18 protein-coding genes are annotated in these 20,139 nt (G+C 71.2%); 9 read left to right on the forward strand and 9 right to left on the reverse strand.

What is annotated here, in order from left to right; translation table 11 throughout:
* Positions 1-54: 54 nt before the first annotated feature.
* A complete protein-coding gene (locus tag ACIRJR_RS11570) occupies positions 55-1,020 on the reverse strand; it encodes a metal ABC transporter substrate-binding protein (RefSeq protein WP_403777488.1) in 966 nt (321 codons plus the stop codon).
* A 218-nt stretch (positions 1,021-1,238) separates the two neighbouring features.
* Between ACIRJR_RS11570 and ACIRJR_RS11575 the strand changes: the two genes are divergently transcribed.
* From ACIRJR_RS11575 to ACIRJR_RS11605, 7 genes are all read left to right on the forward strand, one after another.
* Positions 1,239-2,621 (forward strand): glycine--tRNA ligase, encoded by a 1,383-nt coding sequence (locus ACIRJR_RS11575; RefSeq protein WP_403777491.1) that lies wholly within the window; start codon positions 1,239-1,241, stop codon positions 2,619-2,621.
* Between the two features lie 105 nt (positions 2,622-2,726).
* Positions 2,727-2,930, forward strand: coding sequence for a hypothetical protein (locus ACIRJR_RS11580; protein WP_403777493.1), 204 nt, complete (start codon positions 2,727-2,729; stop codon positions 2,928-2,930).
* A 183-nt stretch (positions 2,931-3,113) separates the two neighbouring features.
* Positions 3,114-3,314 (forward strand): DUF6243 family protein, encoded by a 201-nt coding sequence (locus ACIRJR_RS11585; protein ID WP_403777496.1) that lies wholly within the window; start codon positions 3,114-3,116, stop codon positions 3,312-3,314.
* A gap of 223 nt (positions 3,315-3,537) precedes the next feature.
* Entirely contained in the window at positions 3,538-4,686 is a 1,149-nt protein-coding gene (gene dusB, locus ACIRJR_RS11590) for a tRNA dihydrouridine synthase DusB (protein ID WP_403777499.1), read from the forward strand.
* A gap of 573 nt (positions 4,687-5,259) precedes the next feature.
* Positions 5,260-7,971 (forward strand): pyruvate, phosphate dikinase, encoded by a 2,712-nt coding sequence (gene ppdK / locus ACIRJR_RS11595; protein ID WP_403777502.1) that lies wholly within the window; start codon positions 5,260-5,262, stop codon positions 7,969-7,971.
* A gap of 476 nt (positions 7,972-8,447) precedes the next feature.
* Entirely contained in the window at positions 8,448-9,461 is a 1,014-nt protein-coding gene (locus ACIRJR_RS11600) for a helix-turn-helix domain-containing protein (RefSeq protein WP_403777505.1), read from the forward strand.
* 140 nt (positions 9,462-9,601) lie between these two features.
* Positions 9,602-10,018: a VOC family protein gene (locus ACIRJR_RS11605; RefSeq protein WP_403777508.1), complete on the forward strand. Its 417-nt coding sequence runs from the start codon at positions 9,602-9,604 to the stop codon at positions 10,016-10,018.
* A 53-nt stretch (positions 10,019-10,071) separates the two neighbouring features.
* Here the strand turns inward: ACIRJR_RS11605 and ACIRJR_RS11610 are convergent, their stop codons facing one another.
* The 4 genes from ACIRJR_RS11610 to ACIRJR_RS11625 form a co-directional block, all read right to left on the reverse strand.
* Positions 10,072-11,238: an alkaline phosphatase PhoX gene (locus ACIRJR_RS11610; protein WP_403777511.1), complete on the reverse strand. Its 1,167-nt coding sequence runs from the start codon at positions 11,236-11,238 to the stop codon at positions 10,072-10,074.
* A 116-nt stretch (positions 11,239-11,354) separates the two neighbouring features.
* Positions 11,355-11,714 (reverse strand): nitrite reductase small subunit NirD, encoded by a 360-nt coding sequence (gene nirD, locus ACIRJR_RS11615; RefSeq protein WP_403777514.1) that lies wholly within the window; start codon positions 11,712-11,714, stop codon positions 11,355-11,357.
* The gene (nirB, locus tag ACIRJR_RS11620; RefSeq protein WP_403777517.1) at positions 11,714-14,299 is read right to left on the reverse strand and encodes a nitrite reductase large subunit NirB; all 2,586 of its coding nucleotides are present in this window, start codon (positions 14,297-14,299) and stop codon (positions 11,714-11,716) included. Before nirB ends, nirD begins: the two co-directional genes overlap by 1 nt.
* The gene (locus ACIRJR_RS11625; RefSeq protein ID WP_403777520.1) at positions 14,299-15,540 is read right to left on the reverse strand and encodes an NAD(P)/FAD-dependent oxidoreductase; all 1,242 of its coding nucleotides are present in this window, start codon (positions 15,538-15,540) and stop codon (positions 14,299-14,301) included. Before ACIRJR_RS11625 ends, nirB begins: the two co-directional genes overlap by 1 nt.
* 129 nt (positions 15,541-15,669) lie before the next feature.
* Here ACIRJR_RS11625 and ACIRJR_RS11630 point away from each other — a divergent pair, with 129 nt between their 5' ends.
* Entirely contained in the window at positions 15,670-16,461 is a 792-nt protein-coding gene (locus tag ACIRJR_RS11630) for a sulfite exporter TauE/SafE family protein (protein ID WP_403777523.1), read from the forward strand.
* Here the strand turns inward: ACIRJR_RS11630 and ACIRJR_RS11635 are convergent, their stop codons facing one another.
* From ACIRJR_RS11635 to ACIRJR_RS11650, 4 genes are all read right to left on the reverse strand, one after another.
* A complete protein-coding gene (locus tag ACIRJR_RS11635) occupies positions 16,462-17,094 on the reverse strand; it encodes a class F sortase (RefSeq protein ID WP_403777526.1) in 633 nt (210 codons plus the stop codon).
* Positions 17,095-17,117: 23 nt separating this feature from the next.
* Positions 17,118-17,789, reverse strand: coding sequence for a hypothetical protein (locus ACIRJR_RS11640; RefSeq protein ID WP_403777529.1), 672 nt, complete (start codon positions 17,787-17,789; stop codon positions 17,118-17,120).
* Positions 17,790-18,143: 354 nt separating this feature from the next.
* Positions 18,144-18,620: a DUF5990 family protein gene (locus ACIRJR_RS11645; RefSeq protein ID WP_403777532.1), complete on the reverse strand. Its 477-nt coding sequence runs from the start codon at positions 18,618-18,620 to the stop codon at positions 18,144-18,146.
* A 28-nt stretch (positions 18,621-18,648) separates the two neighbouring features.
* Positions 18,649-19,443: an aminotransferase class IV gene (locus ACIRJR_RS11650; protein ID WP_403777535.1), complete on the reverse strand. Its 795-nt coding sequence runs from the start codon at positions 19,441-19,443 to the stop codon at positions 18,649-18,651.
* A gap of 69 nt (positions 19,444-19,512) precedes the next feature.
* Between ACIRJR_RS11650 and ACIRJR_RS11655 the strand changes: the two genes are divergently transcribed.
* Positions 19,513-20,091 (forward strand): NADPH-dependent FMN reductase, encoded by a 579-nt coding sequence (locus ACIRJR_RS11655; RefSeq protein ID WP_403778710.1) that lies wholly within the window; start codon positions 19,513-19,515, stop codon positions 20,089-20,091.
* The last annotated feature ends 48 nt before the right edge of the window (positions 20,092-20,139 follow it).

Below are 20,139 nucleotides of genomic sequence, written 5' to 3' on the forward strand. Positions count from 1 at the left end.
TGGGGTCGGGCACGATCGCCTCCGGTGCTGCGACGGGTTCGGGTGTTGCTCGGGTCACTTCGCGCCGAGGGCCTTCTTCAGCGCGGTCAGGTTGGACTCCATGACCTCGATGTAGTCAGCACCCGCGGACTTGCCGGTGATTCCCTCCAGCGGGTCCAGGACGCCGGTCTTCAGACCCAGGTCGTTCGCCAGGGTCCTGGCGGTCCTGTCGCTGGCGAGCGTCTCGAAGAACACCGTGGTGGCCTCGGCCTCCTCGGCGACGTGGTGGATCTCGTCGATCCGGGCGGGGCTGGGCTCGGCCTCGGGGTCGAGGCCGGCGATGCCCTCCTGGGTGAGGCCGTAGCGCTCGGCGAGGTACCCGAAGGCGGAGTGGGTGGTGATGAACGTCTTGGTGGCGGTGTCCTTGAGCCCGGTCTCGTACGCCGTGTTCAGGGCGTTCAGCTCGGTGACCAGGGCGTCCGTGTTCTCACGGTAGTCCGCGGCGTGGTCGGGATCGGCCTTCTCCAGGGACTTGCCGACACCCTCGGCGACCTCGGCGTACTTCACGGGGTCCAGCCAGATGTGCGGGTCGAGTCCGGCCTCCTCCTCGCCGCCGTGCTCCTCGCCCTCCTCGTGGCCGTGGTCGTGGCCGACCTCGGAGCCGTGCTTCTCGAGCGTGGTGAGCTTCGCCGCGTCGACCGTGTTCTCGACACCGGCCTGCGCGACCGCGTCGTCGACGGCGGGCTGGACGCCCTTGAGGAACAGGATGTAGTCGGCGTCGCTCAGACCGCCCACCTGCCGGGGGGAGAGCTCCAGGTCGTGGGGCTCGGTGCCCGGCTTGGTCAACGTGGTCACGGAGACGTGCGACCCGCCGATCTCCTCGGCCAGGAACTGCATCGGGTAGAAGGACGCCACCACGTCCAGCTTGCCGTCGGACCCGCCTTCGGCCGCGTCCGAGGAGGAACAGGCGGAGAGCGCGGTGAGGCCGAGGGCGACTGCTCCGGCGACGGCGGCTGTGGGTATGAGGCGGCGTACGTTCATGACAGTCATTTTCAACAAAAGTGGAAACGATTGTCAACAAGGCTGATGAGATGCCCGGTACCGAACCCGGTGACCGCGATGCGCCCCACCGATTTGATCCAGAGGGTGCGCCCGCCGGTAATCTGGGGTATTCGCCCGCCCGTCTCCCGATCACCACCTCCGTCGAGGCGTCGCGCGCCGTCCCTGTCCAGTTCCGCCGTCGTAATGAAGAGAGCACCGTGGCCGCCGACAAGATCGACACCATCGTCAGCCTGAGCAAGCGCCGTGGCTTCGTCTACCCCTGCAGTGAGATCTACGGCGGCCAGCGGGCCGCGTGGGACTACGGGCCGCTGGGCGTCGAGCTGAAGGAGAACCTCAAGCGCCAGTGGTGGCGTTACATGGTGACCGCGCGCGAGGACGTGGTCGGCATCGACTCCTCGGTCATCCTGGCCCCCGAGGTCTGGGTGGCCTCCGGCCACGTCGCCACCTTCTCCGACCCGCTCACCGAGTGCACCTCCTGTCACAAGCGCTACCGCGCCGACCACCTGGAGGAGGCGTACGAGGAGAAGCACGGCAAGCCGCCCGTGAACGGCCTGGCCGACCTCAACTGCCCCAACTGCGGGAACAAGGGCACGTTCACCGAGCCCAAGGCGTTCTCGGGACTGCTCTCCACCCACCTCGGCCCGACCCAGGACTCCGGCTCGGTCGCCTACCTGCGCCCCGAGACCGCCCAGGGCATCTTCACCAACTTCGGCCAGGTGCAGCAGACCTCCCGCAAGAAGCCGCCGTTCGGCATCGCGCAGATGGGCAAGTCCTTCCGGAACGAGATCACTCCGGGCAACTTCATCTTCCGCACGCGCGAGTTCGAGCAGATGGAGATGGAGTTCTTCGTCAAGCCGGGCGAGGACGAGCAGTGGCAGGAGTACTGGATGGAGCAGCGCTGGAACTGGTACACCGGTCTCGGCATGCGCGAGGAGAACATGCGGTGGTTCGAGCACCCGCAGGAGAAGCTCTCCCACTACTCCAAGCGCACCGCTGACATCGAGTACCGCTTCCGCTTCGGCGGCAGCGAGTGGGGCGAGCTCGAGGGCGTCGCCAACCGCACGGACTACGACCTCAAGGCTCACTCCAAGGCCTCCGGCACGGACCTCTTCTACTTCGACCAGGAGAAGGGCGAGCGCTACACGCCGTACGTCATCGAGCCCGCGGCCGGTGTCGGCCGCTCGATGCTGGCCTTCCTCCTCGACGCGTACAACGAGGACGAGGCGCCCAACGCCAAGGGCGTCATGGAGAAGCGCGCCGTGATGCGCCTCGACCCGCGCCTGGCGCCGGTCAAGGTCGCGGTCCTCCCGCTGTCCCGCAACCCGCAGCTGTCGCCGAAGGCCAAGGGCCTCGCCGCCGACCTGCGGCAGAACTGGAACATCGAGTTCGACGACGCGGGCGCCATCGGCCGCCGCTACCGCCGCCAGGACGAGATCGGCACGCCGTTCTGCGTCACCGTCGACTTCGACACCCTCGACGACAACGCGGTGACCGTGCGCGAGCGCGACACGATGAAGCAGGAGCGCGTCTCCCTGGACCAGATCCAGGGCTACCTCGGCTCCCGCCTGCTGGGCTGCTGACCGCACCCGCGTTCATAACGAAGCCCCCACGAAGCCCCCGGTTCCGGCGCACGGAACCGGGGGCCTCGTGCAGACTGGGCCCACTCGTCCACAGGGGAGGCCCCGATGCCGTCCATGACCACGAGCAAGGTCAGCAGATGGGACCAGCACGGCCGTGAACACGTCGTCCACGTAAGGAAGTCGGGGATGCAGCGGCAGCTGGCCTGTGGCACCTGCGGATGGCGCAAGGGGGCTCAGTTCCTGCCCTGGCTCAAGGCCGAGGAGCACCTGACCGAGGCCCACCAGGCCACGGTCGACCCGACCGCCTGAGCCCGGAGCGTGTGTGGCCGGAAATAACCGGATGAGGAGCCCCTTCGTCCGGGGTACCTTCTCTGCCATGTCTTCGTTCTTCCAGATCTACGAGTGAGCGCGCGACGGGCCCGACCGCCCGTCGCCCATCGGATCGATACACGACTCGTCATCCTCACCACCTCACTACGAATGGGAGACCCCGTGGCCAAGAGCCGCAACAACCTCCTCGGCGTCGGCGGACAGCGCAAGAAGCTGTCCCGCGCCGAACAGCAGGGCGCGGGCCCCGCCCGCGACAACGACCGCAAGGCGGCCGAGGACAAGAAGCAGGAGCTGGTGCGCAAGATGCGCGAGCGTGCGGCCGCCCAGACGGCGCCGGCGCAGGACGCACCGGCCGAGAGCTGACCTCCTCGCACCACGCACCACCCGTACGGCGCGGGCCCGGATCACCTCGTGATCCGGGCCCGCGCCCGTGCCGCCCACCCCGGCCGCACCAAGATCCTCCGCAACTCCCGGGCTCTCCGCCGGGCCCCCGGCCGCGAGCTCCGCCGGCCTCTCCGCCGCGACCTTCACCACAGCCTGAACGGGCACCATCCGCGCCGCCGCCCGCGTACGGGACAATGGGTCCATGACCACGCTCGCCCCTGCCCTCCCACAGCTCCGGATCGGCCCGCACACCGTGCGGCCGCCGGTCGTGCTCGCCCCCATGGCCGGCATCACCAACGCGCCCTTCCGCACCCTGTGCCGAGAGTTCTCGGGAGGCAAGGGCCTGTTCGTCAGCGAGATGATCACGACGCGGGCGCTGGTCGAGCGCAACGAGAAGACCATGCAGCTCATCCACTTCGACGCGAGCGAGACCCCGCGCTCCATCCAGCTGTACGGAGTGGACCCGGTGACCGTCGGCAAGGCGGTCCGCATGATCGTCGACGAGGACCTCGCCGACCACATCGACCTGAACTTCGGCTGCCCGGTCCCCAAGGTCACCCGCAAGGGCGGCGGCTCGGCCCTCCCGTACAAGCGGCCCCTGCTGCGGGCGATCCTCCGCGAGGCAGTGGCTCAGGCGGGCGACCTCCCGGTCACCATCAAGATGCGCAAGGGCATCGACGACGACCACACGACCTATCTCGACGCGGGCCGTATCGCCGTCGAGGAGGGCATCACCGCGGTCGCCCTGCACGGCAGGACCACCGCCCAGCACTACGGCGGCACGGCCGACTGGGACGCCATCGCGCGCCTCAAGGAGCACGTCCCCGAGATCCCCGTCCTCGGCAACGGCGACATCTGGAGCGCGGACGACGCCCTGCGGATGATGCGGGAGACCGGCTGCGACGGCGTCGTCGTCGGCCGCGGCTGCCTGGGCCGCCCCTGGCTCTTCGGTGACCTGGTCAGCGCCTTCGAGGGCACGGGCAGCAGGCAGGCTCCGGCCCTGCGCGAGGTCGCTGACGTGATGCTGCGCCACGCGACGCTGCTGGGGGAGTGGATCGGGGACGAGAGCCGTGGAGTGATCGACTTCCGGAAGCACGTCGCCTGGTACCTCAAGGGCTTCGCGGTCGGCTCGGACATGCGCCGGAGGCTCGCCGTCACCTCGTCGCTGGAGGAGCTGGGCGGACAGCTCCAGGAGCTGGACCTGGACCAGCCCTGGCCCGACGGCGCGGACGGCCCTCGCGGGCGCACCTCCGGGAACAACCGGGTGGCGCTGCCGGACGGCTGGCTCAAGGACCCGTACGACTGCGCGGGCGTCGGCGCCGACGCGGAGCTGGACACCTCGGGCGGCTGAGAGTCGCCCGCGACGGCGGGGCACCGGGTGCCCCGCCGAGAGCCCGCTCGGATGAGCGGGCTTTTTCATGAGTTCCGGGGTGATCCTCCGCGATTCGGGGTCAGTCGTGTGGGCCCGCTCTCCTTTCGGGCGGCGGGAATCACCTTCCGTGCTCGCCGCGCGGCCCGAGAGTGACCAGGTGTCGACCTGTGGGCGTCCGGATCGTGACATCTGAGCGCACGTGGCGGCGTGATTCTCGCCACCCCTGAGAGGCGTTCGGCTCAGATGAGCGCGCTCTCGGCGGCTGTACTTCTCAAATGATGGCACTGGGTGCCAGGTGCGTTTACTTTGATCGATCAAAGCATCGGCTACTGCGCGTGCGGGAATCCGGTCATGTGGCGCACTCTCCGTCACCTTGGCTTCAAGGAGTGAATGACTCCTCTCCTGTGGTGGCACCCGCGCGTTACTTTCGATCTGCTGGCGGACGGGTGGTTGAGGCCTCACGACGCGCAAGTGGCCGTACCCAGACACCTTCGATCTGGGTATGTTCCTCGCCGTCAGGGCAGCCACCGCGTCCTCGAGGAGTCGAGACCCGTGTCGGAAAACAAAGACCCCCAGAAGTTCGTCTACGACTTCACCGAGGGCAACAAGGATCTGAAGGATCTTCTGGGCGGCAAGGGTGCCAACCTCGCCGAGATGACCAACCTCGGGCTGCCCGTCCCTCCGGGCTTCACCATCACCACCGAGGCCTGCAAGGTCTACCTCGACAGCGGTGACTCGCCGGCCGAGCTGCGCGACGAGGTCAGCGCGCACCTCGCGGCGCTCGAGCGGCGGATGGGCAAGAACCTCGGCCAGGCCGACGACCCGCTCCTGGTCTCCGTACGCTCCGGCGCGAAGTTCTCGATGCCCGGCATGATGGACACGGTCCTCAACATCGGCCTCTCCGACGCCTCGGTCGTCGGCCTCGCCGCACAGGCGGGCGACGAGCGCTTCGCCTGGGACTCCTACCGCCGCCTCATCCAGATGTTCGGCAAGACGGTGCTCGGGGTCGACGGTGACCTCTTCGAGGAGGCGCTGGAGGCCGCGAAGGACGCCAAGGGCGTCTCGGTCGACGTGGACCTCGACGCGGCCGACCTGAAGAAGCTGGTCAAGGAGTTCAAGAAGATCGTCACCCGGGACGCCGGGCGGGACTTCCCGCAGGACCCGCGCGAGCAGATGGACCTGGCCATAAACGCGGTCTTCGACTCGTGGAACACCGACCGGGCCAAGCTCTACCGCCGCCAGGAGCGCATCCCCGGCGACCTCGGCACGGCCGTCAACATCTGTTCGATGGTCTTCGGCAACCTCGGTCCCGACTCCGGCACGGGCGTCGCGTTCACCCGTGACCCGGCCAGCGGCCACCAGGGCGTCTACGGCGACTACCTCCAGAACGCACAGGGCGAGGACGTCGTCGCGGGCATCCGCAACACCGTGCCGCTCGCCGAGCTGGAGTCGATCGACAAGGCGTCGTACGACCAGCTGATGAAGATCATGGAGACGCTGGAGACCCACTACAAGGATCTCTGCGACATCGAGTTCACCATCGAGCGCGGTCAGCTCTGGATGCTCCAGACCCGGGTCGGCAAGCGCACCGCCGGTGCCGCCTTCCGCATCGCCACCCAGCTCGTCGACCAGGGCCTGATCGACGAGGCCGAGGCGCTCCAGCGGGTCAACGGCGCCCAGCTCGCGCAGCTGATGTTCCCGCGCTTCGACCACGGTGCCGCCAGCGTGCTGCTGGGCCGGGGCATCGCCGCCTCCCCGGGGGCGGCCGTGGGCAAGGCCGTCTTCGACTCGTACACCGCCGTCAAGTGGTCGCGTTCGGGCGAGAAGGTCATCCTCATCCGCCGGGAGACCAACCCCGACGACCTCGACGGCATGATCGCGGCCGAGGGCATCCTGACCTCGCGCGGCGGCAAGACCTCGCACGCCGCCGTCGTCGCCCGCGGCATGGGGAAGACCTGCGTCTGCGGTGCCGAGGAGATCGAGGTCGACACCAAGCGCCGCCGGCTCACGGTCGGGGACACCGTCGTGGAGGAGGGCGACCTCGTCTCCGTGGACGGCTCCACCGGCAAGGTGTACCTCGGTGAGGTGCCCGTCGTCCCGTCCCCGGTCGTCGAGTACTTCGAGGGCCGCATGCACGCCGGTGCCGACGACGCCGACGAGCTCGTCGCCGCCGTGCACCGCATCATGGCGTACGCCGACCGCGTACGCCGGCTGCGTGTACGGGCGAACGCGGACAACGCCGAGGACGCCTCCAGGGCCCGCCGCTTCGGGGCCCAGGGCATCGGCCTGTGCCGCACCGAGCACATGTTCCTCGGCGAGCGCCGCGAGATGGTCGAGAAGCTGATCCTCGCGGACACCGACGACGAGCGGGAGGCGGCGCTCGAAGCGCTGCTGCCGCTCCAGAAGGCCGACTTCATCGAGCTGTTCGAGTCGATGGACGGGCTGCCCGTCACCGTCCGACTGCTCGACCCGCCGCTGCACGAGTTCCTGCCCGACATCACCGAGCTCTCCGTGCGGGTGGCGCTCGCCGAGTCCCGCAAGGACGCCAACGAGAACGACCTGCGCCTGCTGCAGGCCGTGCACAAGCTCCACGAGCAGAACCCGATGCTGGGGCTGCGCGGGGTGCGTCTGGGCCTGGTCATCCCGGGGCTGTTCGCGATGCAGGTCCGTGCCATCGCGGAGGCCGCGGCGCAGCGCAAGAACGCCAAGGGCGACCCGCGCGCCGAGATCATGATTCCGCTCGTCGGCACGGTCCAGGAGCTGGAGATCGTCCGCGAGGAGGCCGACCGCGTCATCGCCGAGGTCGAGGCGGCCACCGGCACCGAGCTGAAGCTGTCCATCGGCACGATGATCGAGCTGCCCCGTGCCGCGCTGACCGCCGGCCAGATCGCCGAGGCCGCGGAGTTCTTCTCCTTCGGCACGAACGACCTGACCCAGACGGTGTGGGGCTTCTCCCGCGACGACGTGGAGGCCTCGTTCTTCACCGCGTACCTGGAGAAGGGCATCTTCGGGGTGTCGCCGTTCGAGACGATCGACAAGGACGGCGTCGGCGCGCTCGTGCGCAGTGCCGTGGAGGCCGGGCGGGCCACCCGTCCGGACCTCAAGCTCGGTATCTGCGGTGAGCACGGCGGGGACCCGGAGTCGGTGCACTTCTTCCACGAGGTGGGCCTGGACTACGTCTCCTGCTCGCCGTTCCGCATTCCGGTGGCCCGGCTGGAAGCCGGCCGGGCGGCCGCCGAATCCCGGGGCAGCGACAGCCGCTGAGGCACAGGGGCCCGGGCCCCACGACTCCGGAGACCGCCGGCGGATCACAGAGACCCTCATCGGCCGACGGCGGAGCCGGATCACCAGGAAGCGGCGGCACCCTGTGCGGGGGTGCCGCCGCTTCGTCAATTGAAAAGCCAACCATGTGAAAGCCCCGGCTTTTCCCCGTTCGGTGCGCAAAGGCGAGAGGCGGGGCCTGGGTGCGGCCCGGGGATCCCCACCCCCGGGCCGCACCCGCTTACCCCTGCCGGATGCGGAGCCGCACCGTCGTTCACCGCCGCCGAACAGGCAAAGCCCCCCACGGCCTTCACCCGCTCCTCGATGACTCCGGTAACGCACCCGACGTCGTACAGCCTTTCGGGTGGCGCGGATTCGGGCGAGGCATTTCAACTGTGGCCGAAACCCCGTGGTGACCTCCTGTGACGCCGTGCATACGCTTCGGTGGGGGCAATTGCGAGTGCAACAGTGGGGGTTCGGTGCTGCGTATCCATGTGTCCGGAGTGGACCTTTCGCGTGTGCGGATGGCCACGAGGCCGGACGCGATGTGGGAGACCGTTCTCAGTTTTCACCGACTGAGAGACCGGCGGGGTTCCACGGTGTTCGGGAAATGGCGGAAGGAATCCCGTAACCGGTTGAACGGTGAAACGCGTCTGCTCTCCGCGGTCGTCCCTCCCCGGGGCTATTTCCCCGACTTCCTGACGCCCTCGGAGGGGGCCGGTGAGCCGTTCGGACTCGACGCCGGAATGGAGGCGCTGCGCGACACACCCGTGGACCGCGTCCGCGGAGAGATCGGGCTGCTCTCCGGCAACGGCACCGCCGGCCGCCGGCCGTCCGGGGGGCAGGCGCCCGGCGCCCTGACGGATGCGCTCGCCGAGGGCCGGACGGAGCCGCTGGGGCGCCTCGTCTCCACCCTGCGGGCCTATCACCGCGCCGCGGTGGAGCCGTACTGGTCGCACATCCGGGCGAGCGTCGAGGCCGACCGCGCCGTCCGCGGCCGCGCCCTCCTGGACGGCGGGGCGGACGAACTGCTGGCCACCCTGCCGCCGATGATCCGCTGGCGTCCCCCCGTGCTGGAGGCCGACTACCCCGTCGACCGGGACGTGCGCCTCGACGGGCGGGGACTGCTCCTCCAGCCGTCGTTCTTCTGCCGGGGCACTCCCGTCGTCTACCGCGACCCGGGTCTCCCGCCGGTCCTCGTCTACCCGGTCACCCACCCCGGCGCCCCGGCGTTCGCGGAACCCGGGCCCTGGCTCGGCCGGCTGGTGGGCCACACCCGCTCCGCGGTCCTGCGCTCCATAGGCAACGGCTGCACGACCAGCGAGCTGGCCCGCAGGACCGGGGTGTCCCTCGCCTCGGCGAGCCAGCACGCCTGCGTACTGCGCGAGGCCGGGCTGGTCCGGACCCTGCGCCACGGCGGCTCGGTCCTGCACACGCTCACCCCGCTGGGCGCGGCCCTCCTCAGGGGCGGAGCCCCGCTCCCCGTGCTCTGAGGGCCGGAACCGGAGGCGTGGCGCCATCACCCGGCCGGGAAGCGATGAGTTTCGCGGAGCCCGGTCGTCTACCTCTCGTAAGCGCTCGTACGGAGCGCGCGGGAGCACCGCAGAGTGCCGGACGGAAGAGTGGGAACACCATGCCTCAGCCTCAGATGATCTTCGTGAACCTGCCGGTCAAGGACCTCGAGACGACGAAGAACTTCTTCGGGAAGCTCGGCTTCGGATTCAACCCGCAGTTCAGCGACGACACGACCGCCTGTCTCGTCATCAGCGACACCATCTTCGCCATGCTCATCAGCGAGCCGCGCTTCAAGGACTTCACCAGGAAGGAGATCGCCGACTCCTCCAGAACGACCGAGGTCCTCATCGCCCTGAGCGCGGACAGCCGGGAGAAGGTCGACGAGCTCGCCGACGCCGCGCTCGCCAACGGCGGGTCGCCCGCCAACGACCCCATGGACGAGGGCTTCATGTACGGCCGCTCCTTCCAGGACCCCGACCACCACATCTGGGAAATCGTCTGGATGGACCCGGCCGCGGCCGGGGGCCAGGCCTGAACCCCGGGGAGGGAGCGGCCGCGGAACCGGCGCCGCGACCGCTGCCGCAGGCGTCAGGAGCGGAACGGCCCCGTGACCTCGTAGGTGATCCCGCCCGAGGAGCTGCCGCTGGTTCCGCGCTGCGAGGAGAAGTACAGCCGCCGTCCGTCCGGCGAGAAGGCCGGGCCGGTGATCTCCGAGCCGGACTGGCCGCTGATCCGCAGGAACGGGGCGACGGTGTCGTCCGGGGTGATCAGGCAGATCTCCATGCTTCCGCCGTCCTCGGCGACGTACAGGTCGCCCGAGGCGGACCGGGTGACGTTGTCGACGCCCGTCAGAGGGGCGCTGCCGCCCGTGACGAGCGAGTCGTCGTAGGCGAGCGAGAGGGACGAGGCGTTCGCGTCGTACGCCCACACCCGGTTGTCGCCCTTGGTGGTGAACCAGCAGGTGCCCGCCGCGTAGAAGCAGCCCTCGCCGCCGTTGAACACCTTGGCGCCGGAGACCTGGTAGCGGGTCTGGGTGGGGGAGCCGTCCGGGTCGGGAACCGTCGTCCAGGTCACCGGACCGCTCGTCCCGGTCCCCGCCACCAGCACCTGGAGGGTGCCGCTCGCGAGGCTGCCCCAGGTGGTGGGACGGAAGCGGTAGAAGCGGCCGTCCGTCTCGTCCTCGGTCAGGTACACGTACCCGTGGTCGGGGTCCGCGGCCGCCGCCTCGTGCTTGAACCGGCCGAGCGCCGGGCGCTGCACGGCGGCGTTCACTCCCCACGGGTCGGTCTCGTACACGAAGCCGCGCGTGACCTCCTCGCACGAGAGCCAGGTGTTCCACGGGGTCCTGCCGCCCGCGCAGTTGTTGTTCGTTCCGGACAGGATCCGGTACGCGGAGGTGACGGCCCCCGAGGAGCTGAAGCGCACCGCGCTCGCCCCGCCCCCGCTGCCCGAGGACACCTCGGCGTTGGAGACGTAGATCCAGCCGCCGCCGTCCGTGAAGGTGGCCCCTCCGTCGGGCGCGCTGTGCCAGCGGTACGAGGTGCCCGGGACGGTCTGTCCCGAACGCGCGATGATCCTGCTGGTGAATCCGCTCGGCAGCAGGATGCCGTTGCCGTTGGCCGCCTGCAGCGCACCGTACGGGCCGGCGGCGGGCTGTGCGGGGTCGGCGAAGGCGGCACCCCGCCACAGGGTGCCGCCGAAGGCCGCCGCCGAGCCGCCGATCACGGCCGTGCGCAAGAAGGTCCGACGTTCCACGATCACTCCACGGGTGACGTGCTGGCCCGCCGGTCCGGTCGGCCCGGCGGGTCGAACGTCAGGACAGTAGAGGCGCGTGGTTGCCGGATCTCCAACGTGTCATGAACAGGGCGGGGTCAGTCCGCGCGGACCGCGAAGACCGGCACGCTGACGTCGTCGTCGTCCAGGCAGGCGCCCGTCTCCAGGTCGAAGCGCTGCTTCAGCAGCGGCGAGGCGACGAACGGACGCCCCCCGGCGGAGCCGACCAGGCCCCGGGAGAGGACGTACGCACCGGTGAACGGATCCCGGTTGTCGATCGCGTACGCGCGCCCCGCCCGGTCCACGAACAGCGCGACCTGGCGGCCGTCCGGCAGGAGCGCCGCCACACCGCGCCCCGGGGTCAGCAGCGAACGGTCGCAGACCGTGAGCCAGCCGTCCCCGTCCGCGAGCTGGATCGACCGGGTGTCCTGCGCCGTTTCCATCGTCTGGGTCGTCATCAGGAAGAGGTCCCTTCAAGAGTACGGATGGCGAGCACCGGGCCCGCGAGGATGTCCAGGTCGGGCTTGACCTGGTCGCGCTCCGGGACGAACTTGACCGAGGGGTCGGGGGCGTCGGGGGCGTTCACGAAGGTGACGAAGCGGCGGAGCCGCTCCGGGTCGTTGATGGTTTCGGCCCACTCGTCGCGGTAGCCGGCGACGTGGTCGGCCATCAGCCGCTCCAGCTCGTCGCAGAGGCCCAGCGAGTCGTGGACGACGACGTCGCGCACGTGGTCCAGCCCGCCCTCGATCCGGTCCAGCCAGGTCGAGGTGCGCTCCAGCCGGTCCGCCGTGCGGATGTAGAACATCAGGAACCGGTCGATCAGGCGGACCAGTTCGGCGTCGGAGAGGTCCTGGGCGAGCAGGTCCGCGTGGCGCGGGGTGGCGCCGCCGTTGCCGCCGACGTAGAGGTTCCAGCCCTGCGCCGTGGCGATGATCCCGAAGTCCTTGCCGCGGGCCTCCGCGCACTCCCGGGCGCAGCCCGAGACCGCCGACTTCAGCTTGTGCGGGGAGCGCAGGCCCCGGTAGCGGAGCTCCAGGTCGATGGCCATCTTCACCGAGTCCTGGACACCGTAGCGGCACCAGGTCTGCCCCACACAGGACTTGACCGTGCGCAGCGACTTCCCGTAGGCGTGGCCGGACTCGAAGCCGGCGTCCACCAGGCGGGTCCAGATCAGCGGCAGCTGGTCGACGCGGGCCCCGAAGAGGTCGATGCGCTGGCCGCCGGTGATCTTCGTGTAGAGGCCGAAGTCCCGGGCCACCTCGCCGATCACGATCAGCTTCTCCGGGGTGATCTCACCACCGGGGATGCGCGGCACGATGGAGTACGAGCCGTTGCGCTGGAGGTTGGCCAGGAAGTGGTCGTTGGTGTCCTGCAGGGCCGCCTGCTCGCCGTCCAGGACGTAGCCGCTCGCGCCGACCGTCGGGGCGAGGGAGGCGATGATCGAGCCCACCGTGGGCTTGCAGACCTCGCAGCCGTCACCGCCGCGGGCCGCCTCGCGGCCGTGCGAGTCGAGGAGGGCGGCGTACGTCGTGACTCCGAGGGTGCGGACGATCTCGTACAGCTCGGTGCGGGTGTACTCGAAGCAGCCGCACAGCCCCTGGTCCTCGGGCTGGGGAAGCAGCTGCCCGATGACCTTGACGCAACTGCCGCACCCGGTACCCGCCTTGGTGCACTTCTTCACCTCGGGGAGTGTGGTGTGCTCGCAGATCGCGCCCTTGGTGACGTTGTGGCAGGAGCAGATCACGGCCTCGTCGGGCAGCGAGGACGGGCCGAGGGTGACCGGGCCGCCCGCGCCCGCCGGCAGCACCAGCTGCTCCGGGGCGACCGGCAGGACCGTGCCCGTCATGGGCCGCAGGGTGCCGTACTGGTCGGCGTCACCCACGAGGACACCGCCGAGCAGCGTGCCGTCCTGGCCGATCACCAGCTTCTTGTAGACGCCCGAGCGGGAGTCCGCGTACACCACGTCGAGACATCCCTCGGCCGCGCCGTGCGCGTCGCCGAAGGAGGCGACGTCCACCCCGAGCAGCTTGAGCTTCGTCGAGAGGTCGGCGCCGGTGAAGGAGGCCGCGTTGCCCGCGATCACCTCGGCGACCGCCAGGGCCATCTCGTACCCCGGCGCGACCAGTCCGTAGACCCGGCCGTCCGAGGCCAGCGCGCACTCGCCGATCGCGAAGACGTCGCTGTCGGAGGTGCGGCACTCCTCGTCGACGATGATGCCGCCGCGCGGGCCGACCGCCAGACCGCAGTCGCGGGCCAGCTGGTCCCGGGGGCGTACGCCGGCGGAGAAGACGACGAGGTCGGTCGCGAGCGAGGAGCCGTCCGACAGCGCCATGCCGTTGACCCGGCCGTCCTCGCCCGCGGTGACCTCCTGGGTGCCCACACCGGTGTGGACGGAGAGGCCCATGTTCTCGATGGTGCGCAGCAGCGCGGCGCCGCCGCCCTCGTCCACCTGGACCGGCATCAGCCGGGGCGCGAACTCCACGACGTGCGTGCTCAGTCCGAGACCCTTCAGGGCGCCCGCGGCCTCCAGGCCGAGCAGCCCGCCGCCGACGACCGCGCCGGTCCTCGCGGTCTTCGCGTACTCCTCGATCGCGAGGAGGTCCTCGATGGTGCGGTAGACGAAGCAGCCCTCGGCGTCCTTGCCCGGGACGGGCGGGACGAAGGGGTACGAACCGGTGGCCAGCACCAGCGTGTCGTAGGAGAAGGTCTCACCGGAGCGCGCGGTGACGGTGCGCGCCTCACGGTCGACGCTGGTCGCCGGGTCACCGACGCGCAGCTCGACGCCGTGGCGCTCCATGAAACCGGCCTCGACGAGCGAGAGGTCCTCCGGTGTCCTCCCGGAGAAGTACGAGGTCAGCTGCACCCGGTCGTACGCCGGGCGGGGCTCCTCGCAGAGCACGACGACCCTGGCGGTCCCGGCGGTGGCGGTCAGGCCGCGGTCGGCGAGCGCTTCCAGGAACCGCTGCCCGACCATGCCGTGCCCGACGACCACGATCGTCGGCACGCCTGCGGTGGGGGCGTTCGGGGGAGTGGACACCGGCATCAGAAGCCTCCGTCGTTGGTGAGCAGGTGGAGCAGGGACATGTCGGCGGGGAGGGGTTCGTCGTCCTGCCAGGTCCGGGCGAGGGTGCCGACCGCGGCGAGATCGCCGAAGAGCACCCCGCCCGCCAGCCGGTCGCCCCGGACGACGACCGTGCGGTACGCGCCCCGGGTGGCGTCGGCCAGCCGGATCACGTCGTCGCCGGGCATCGGACGGGAGTCGCCGAAGGCGGCCAGGTCGAGTCCGCCAGGTGCCCCGGCGGCGACGGCGGGGGTGGCGGAGGGCGAGCGCAGGGTGAGCCGGGTCAGGGCCCGCGTGCCCTCGTAGCGCGCGGGGCGTCCGGCCAGCACCTCGGCCAGCACGTCGGCCTGTTCGAGCGCGGCACCGGCCAGCCCGTAGACCGTCCCGCTGTGTTCGGCACAGTCCCCCACGGCGTGGATGTAGGGGTCCGAGGTGCGCAGCTCGTCGTCGACGACGATGCCCTTGCGGACCTCCAGCCCGGCGGCCTGCGCCAGACCCGCCCGGGGGCGGACTCCGCAGGCCAGCACCGTGATCTCGGCCTCCAGCTCGTAACCGTCGGCGAGCTCCACGGCCCGCACCGCGGGGGTGTCCCCGTCGGTGCAGCGCAGCCCGCGGACCCGGCACTCGGTGTGCACCTCGACGCCGAGGGCCTCCAGGTGGCGGCGCAGCATCCCGGCCGCCTCCGCGTCCAGCTGCCGCTCCATGAGGTGCTCGCCCTGCTGGGCCAGCACCACCTGGGCGCCGCACTCGGCCAGCGCGCGGGCGGCCGACACCCCGAGGAGCCCGCCACCGATGACGACGGCGCGCACACCGGGGCGGACCGCGGCGCGCAGGGCCAGGCAGTCGTCGAGGGTGCGGAAGGGGTGCACCCCGTCAGGGAGCATGTGACCGAGGCCCCGCAGCGGCGGCAGTACCGGGTTGGAGCCGGTGGCCAGCACCAGGCGCTCGTAGCCGACGACGCTGCCGTCGTCGCAGAGCACCTGGCGCTCCGCCCGGTCGACCCGGACGGCGCGCACTCCGCGCCGCACCTCGGCGGGCGGCAGCGCGATCACGTCCGGCTCGTACCGGCCGGCGAGCACCTCGGCCAGCAGCACCCTGTTGTACGGTGCGTGGGCCTCCTCGCCGATGACGGTGACACCGGGGACCCGGGCGGCGAGCCGCGCGCCCGCCATCCCGGCGCCGATCACCACCACCCGCGCCGCGTTCTCCGTCTGTGTCCTCATACCGACGAGAGTGCGTGGTGGGTGTTACCCGACCGGATCCCTCCTGTTTCCCGGGAGGAACCTTGCGCTCAGCGCGCCATGGCGTCCTCTGTGAGGGAGGGGCCACCGGGTCCGTCTAAGGTCGTGAGCATGCCTGACATAACCCTCACCACCCTGGTCGTCCTCTGCCTCGCCGCAGCGGCGGCCGGCTGGATCGACGCGGTGGTGGGCGGCGGTGGGCTGCTGCTCCTGCCCGCCCTGCTGCTCGGACTCCCGCACGTCCCGGCCGCGCACATCCTCGGCACCAACAAGGCCGTCGCCATCGTCGGCACCTCGGGCGCCGCCGTCACCTATGTGCGCAAGGCGCCGGTGCGGGTGGGCACCGCCGTGCGGATCGGCCTCATGGCGCTCGCCGGATCGATGACCGGGGCCTTCTTCGCGGCGGGCATCAGCAGCGACGTGCTCCGCCCGGTGATCATGGTTGTGCTGCTCGCCGTCGCGGCCTTCGTGATGCTGAGGCCGTCCTTCGGCACCGCGGCGGCCGGCGACGGCCAGGGCGGGAAGGTCACCCGGGCCCGTACGGTCACCGCGATCGTGGTGGTCGGCGGAGGCATCGGCTTCTACGACGGGCTGTTCGGTCCGGGAACCGGCACCTTCCTGGTGCTGGCGCTCACCGCCGTGCTCCACCTGGACCTGGTCACCGCCTCCGCCACCGCCAAGATCGTGAACGTCTGCACCAACGCCGGCGCCCTCGCGATGTTCGCCTACCAGGGCACCGTGCTGTGGCAGCTGGCCGCCCTGATGGCCGTATTCAATCTGGCCGGCGGGATGTTCGGTGCGCGGATGGCGCTGAGGAAGGGCAGCGACTTCGTCCGCGGTGTCCTGCTGGTCGTGGTGTTCTCGCTGGTCGCCAAGTTGGGCTTCGACCAGTGGACCGCTTGATCAGCGCACCTCGGTGAGGTGGGCGTACGCCACCACGTTGCCCTGGTACCCGGTCTCGCGGGTGAAGCCGCCGCCGCAGGTGATCAGCCGCAGCGAGGCGTGCGCGGTGGCGCCGTAGACCCGCTTGTCGGGAAACTCGTCCTTCTCGTACACCTCGACCGCGTCGACGGAGAAGACGGCGGTGCGGCCGTCCTCTCCGTCGATCTGTACCGGGGCGCCCTTCTTCAGCGATCCGAGGGCGTAGAAGACGGACGGGCCCTCCGCGTTGTCCACATGGCCGGCGACTATCGCGGTTCCCTCGGCCCCGGGAGGGGTCCCGTCCTCGAACCAGCCCGCGAGGTTGCGGTTCCCGGCGGGCGGAGCGTCGAGGCTGCCGTCCGCACCCAGCCCGAGCCCCGTCATGGGCGCGTCCACACCGATGCCCGGGATGCGGATCCTGACCGGTTCGGAGGAACGCGGCCGTGCGGCGACCTCTGTGCCCGGCCGCGGTCCGGGACCGCCGGAGAAGGCCTGGGCGGCCGACGGCTGGGGGGCGGCGGTCCGCACGTCCGCGCCGGTCTGGAGCAGCCATATCCCGCAGAGCGCGGTGATGCCGGCCAGCCAGCCCCTGGCCTTCAGCGCCGTCCTGTCCACGTCTCGTCCTCCGGCGTCCGCGCTCAGCGGTACAGGCCGCCGCCCGTGCGGCGGCGGCGCAGGAGCAGGACACCGACGACGGCCGCCGCCGCGACGAGGCCGGCACCCGCGGCGAGCTGGGCGGTGTCGGGGGCGGCGCTGCCGCCGACGCCCGTCCCGACATGCCCGGAGGGCCTGCTGGGGCTGGGAGCGGTCGTGGGCCGGTGGCCGGGCTGCACGGGCGGCTTCGCGGAACCGGGGTCGGTCCCGGGCGGCGGCACGGGTCCGGGGCGCTCTCCGGGAGACGTGCCGGTTCCGGCCCCGGGCGGCTGGACCGGCGCGGCCTCGTCGGCGGCGCCGGGATCCAGCTCCTCCTCGCCGGCCTCCGGCCAGGCGGGCCCCGAGACCGCCGCGGGGTCCTCGGCGGGGTCAAGGGAGCCGAGCGGCTCCAGGTCATCGGCTGCCGGGTCCTCGGATCCCAGCTCCCCGGTCCCGAGGTCATCGGCCGGCGCGGGCTCCACGGGGGCCGCCGCGGCGCTGTCGCACTCCGCCGCGCCCTCAGGTCCGCAGTCCGCCGCCCCGGGTGCGGCGGCCGTGGCGGTGAGATCCGGTCTGCCGAGGCTGTCCGCGTGGACGGACGGGGCCGCGAGGCCCAGCGCGGCGGCGGTGAGGGCCGCGGCGGCGGTACCGGTCACGAAGCGGGCAGGGCTGCGCATGGGAATCCTCCGGGCAGACGGATGTGTCCTGCCTCCGAGGTAACGGTCCGCGACGGCCGGCCGCATGCTGACGCAGCATCAGTTTTCACCCGTACGGCCCTCGGTGGAGCGTCCGCCGGCCCGGTCCGGTGCAGGTCGCGGAGGTGCCGAAGGCCGACGCGGCCGTCCGGTGCCGATCGGGTGACCGTCCCGGCATCCATGTGTGACGTACGTCACACGAATGGACTCGGGTCGACCGGGAAAACGCTCCCTACCCCCCCACGGGACGGCAGCCCCCCGCCGGCCCCAAGGCAACTGCCCTCACCGGCCCACCCCCCCCGGGACCGGTGGGGGCGGTGTCTTGTCCCCCGCGCCTCACGGCGCGCCCGCGCCACTCCGGTCCGCCGAGGACCAGGTGATGTCCGGCGGGCGCACGCGCGCGCACCGCGGCTGCCCCCGGCCGTCGCTCAGGCGCAGCCGTGCGGTGAGGTGCCCGGTCCTCGCGGCGTCCTCCAGGACCTCGGGGCCGATGTCGCTCATCATGAGCTTGGCGCGCCGGAACATCGTGAAGGCTCCGGAGTCGTCCACGGTGCCCCAGGACAGGTAGACGAAGCGCCCTCCGAGCCGGTTCTGGATGTACGGGCCCGACACCTCGACGCCCTCCGCGGTGGACGCGGTGGCGCAGTCCAGGGTCCAGGAGGCGCGAGCCGCGTCGCCCGGATGCAGGCCGAGCAGCTCGCCCGGCCGGTCCTTGCGCTGCACGCCGACGTGGATGTTGTCGAAACCGGCGAAGTCGGTGTCGGGGCCGCAGGTGCGGCCCGGGAGGTCCGAGGCTTCGATGTGGATCTGCATGGCCCCATGGTCCCGCACGCCGAGGCGGTCAGACGCTCTCGCGGGGCGAGTCCTCGTACACCTGACCGAGCAGGTTCATCAGGTCCTCGTCCACGGCGAAGGGGGTGTCGTCGATCCGGTGGACCGGTGCGATGCCCTGCGAGTTGCTGACGAAGGCCGCCCGGTAGGCGCCCAGGCCCTCCAGTGTCACCCCGCGCCGGACCGAGGGCCGGCCCGTCCGTGCGAGTCCGCTCTCCAGCAGCGCCATGGTGATGCCGGTGAGGGCCGGGGCGTCGGGCCAGACCACCGAAGCGCCGTCCCAGAAGCCGATGTTGGCGACCGCGCCCTCGGTCACCATGCCGCCGGGCGAGGTCAGCAGCGCGTCGTCGAACCCCGCCCGCCTGGCCTGCCGCATGTAGTAGGTCTGGGCGAACTCGCCCGGGCGCTTGATGTGCGGCACGGCGCGCGAGAACGGGACCGACATCAGGCTCAGCGCCGCACCGTCCGTCCGGGCGGGCTCCCGCACCGTCACCATCGGCACCGTCGCGGTGCCGCCCGGCGGCAGGTAGGCGTGCACGCGGACCGACGCGTTCTGCCTCCCGGAGCCGTCGAGTGCGTGCCCGATCAGTCCTCGCACGTGCTCCCCGTCCAGGGGGAGCCCGAACAGCTCCCGGTTCGCGGAGTCCAGCCGGTCCAGGTGCAGGGCGAGTCCGCGCACCGTACGGTCCCTCACCTGCATCGCCGTGAAGTGGCCGTAGCCCGCGAAGGCGGGGATCCGCAGATCGTCCGCGGTGGCGGGGCGGCCGTCGAACTCGACGTGGAGGTCCGGTGCGGAGATCGTCATGGCCTCCAGCGTAGGTGTCACCGCGCCACGCTTGACCTCAATCACGGTTGAGGTGTGAGGCTGCTGCGCATGGACCTCACCACACCTGTTCCCACGTCGTCCGACGCCCCGCTGAAGGTGGCCGTCATCCTCGGAAGCAACCGCGAGGGCCGCTTCGGGCCCGTCGTCGCCGAATGGTTCCTCGGGCGGGCGGCCGGTCACCCGGACATCGAGACCGAGCTGATCGACGTCGCCGACACCGAACCGCCCGCCACCGGGGCCGCCCTGGCGACCCCGCGCCTGGCGCGCGCCGACGCGTTCGTCGTCCTGACCCCCGAGTACAACCACTCCTACCCGGCCCCGCTGAAGAACCTCATCGACCGGCACTTCTCCGAATGGCAGGCGAAGCCCGTCGCGTTCGTGTCGTACGGGGGGATCTCCGGCGGCCTGCGGGCCGTCGAACACCTGCGCCAGGTCTTCGCCGAACTGCACGCCGTCTCCGTACGCGACACCGTCTCCTTCCACAACGCCGGAGCCCTCTTCGACGACCGGGGCGTGCCCAAGGACCCGTCCACGGTCGACGGGGCGGCCAAGAGGATGCTCGACCAGCTGGTCTGGTGGGGCCGTGCCCTGCGCGAAGCCAGGACCCGGCACCCGTACGGCGGCTGACACCGCGGAGGCCGACAATCGAAGGGCCACGGACACCGAGAGACGAGG

It is taken from the genome of Streptomyces sp. NPDC102402 (assembly GCF_044765765.1).
Taxonomy (GTDB): Bacteria; Actinomycetota; Actinomycetes; order Streptomycetales; family Streptomycetaceae; genus Streptomyces.

What these genes read in the sequence shown, in the direction of transcription:
- ACIRJR_RS11655 (WP_403778710.1), top strand. Translation starts at nt 19,513, where the DNA reads ATGGACCTCACCACACCTGTTCCCACGTCGTCCGACGCCCCGCTGAAG.
- ACIRJR_RS11645 (WP_403777532.1), bottom strand. Translation starts at nt 18,620, where the DNA reads ATGCAGATCCACATCGAAGCCTCGGACCTCCCGGGCCGCACCTGCGGC.
- dusB (WP_403777499.1), top strand. Translation starts at nt 3,538, where the DNA reads ATGACCACGCTCGCCCCTGCCCTCCCACAGCTCCGGATCGGCCCGCAC.
- nirD (WP_403777514.1), bottom strand. Translation starts at nt 11,714, where the DNA reads ATGACGACCCAGACGATGGAAACGGCGCAGGACACCCGGTCGATCCAG.
- ACIRJR_RS11580 (WP_403777493.1), top strand. Translation starts at nt 2,727, where the DNA reads ATGCCGTCCATGACCACGAGCAAGGTCAGCAGATGGGACCAGCACGGC.
- ACIRJR_RS11605 (WP_403777508.1), top strand. Translation starts at nt 9,602, where the DNA reads ATGCCTCAGCCTCAGATGATCTTCGTGAACCTGCCGGTCAAGGACCTC.
- ACIRJR_RS11570 (WP_403777488.1), bottom strand. Translation starts at nt 1,020, where the DNA reads ATGAACGTACGCCGCCTCATACCCACAGCCGCCGTCGCCGGAGCAGTC.
- ACIRJR_RS11625 (WP_403777520.1), bottom strand. Translation starts at nt 15,540, where the DNA reads ATGAGGACACAGACGGAGAACGCGGCGCGGGTGGTGGTGATCGGCGCC.
- nirB (WP_403777517.1), bottom strand. Translation starts at nt 14,299, where the DNA reads ATGCCGGTGTCCACTCCCCCGAACGCCCCCACCGCAGGCGTGCCGACG.
- ACIRJR_RS11650 (WP_403777535.1), bottom strand. Translation starts at nt 19,443, where the DNA reads ATGACGATCTCCGCACCGGACCTCCACGTCGAGTTCGACGGCCGCCCC.
- ACIRJR_RS11630 (WP_403777523.1), top strand. Translation starts at nt 15,670, where the DNA reads ATGCCTGACATAACCCTCACCACCCTGGTCGTCCTCTGCCTCGCCGCA.
- ACIRJR_RS11640 (WP_403777529.1), bottom strand. Translation starts at nt 17,789, where the DNA reads ATGCGCAGCCCTGCCCGCTTCGTGACCGGTACCGCCGCCGCGGCCCTC.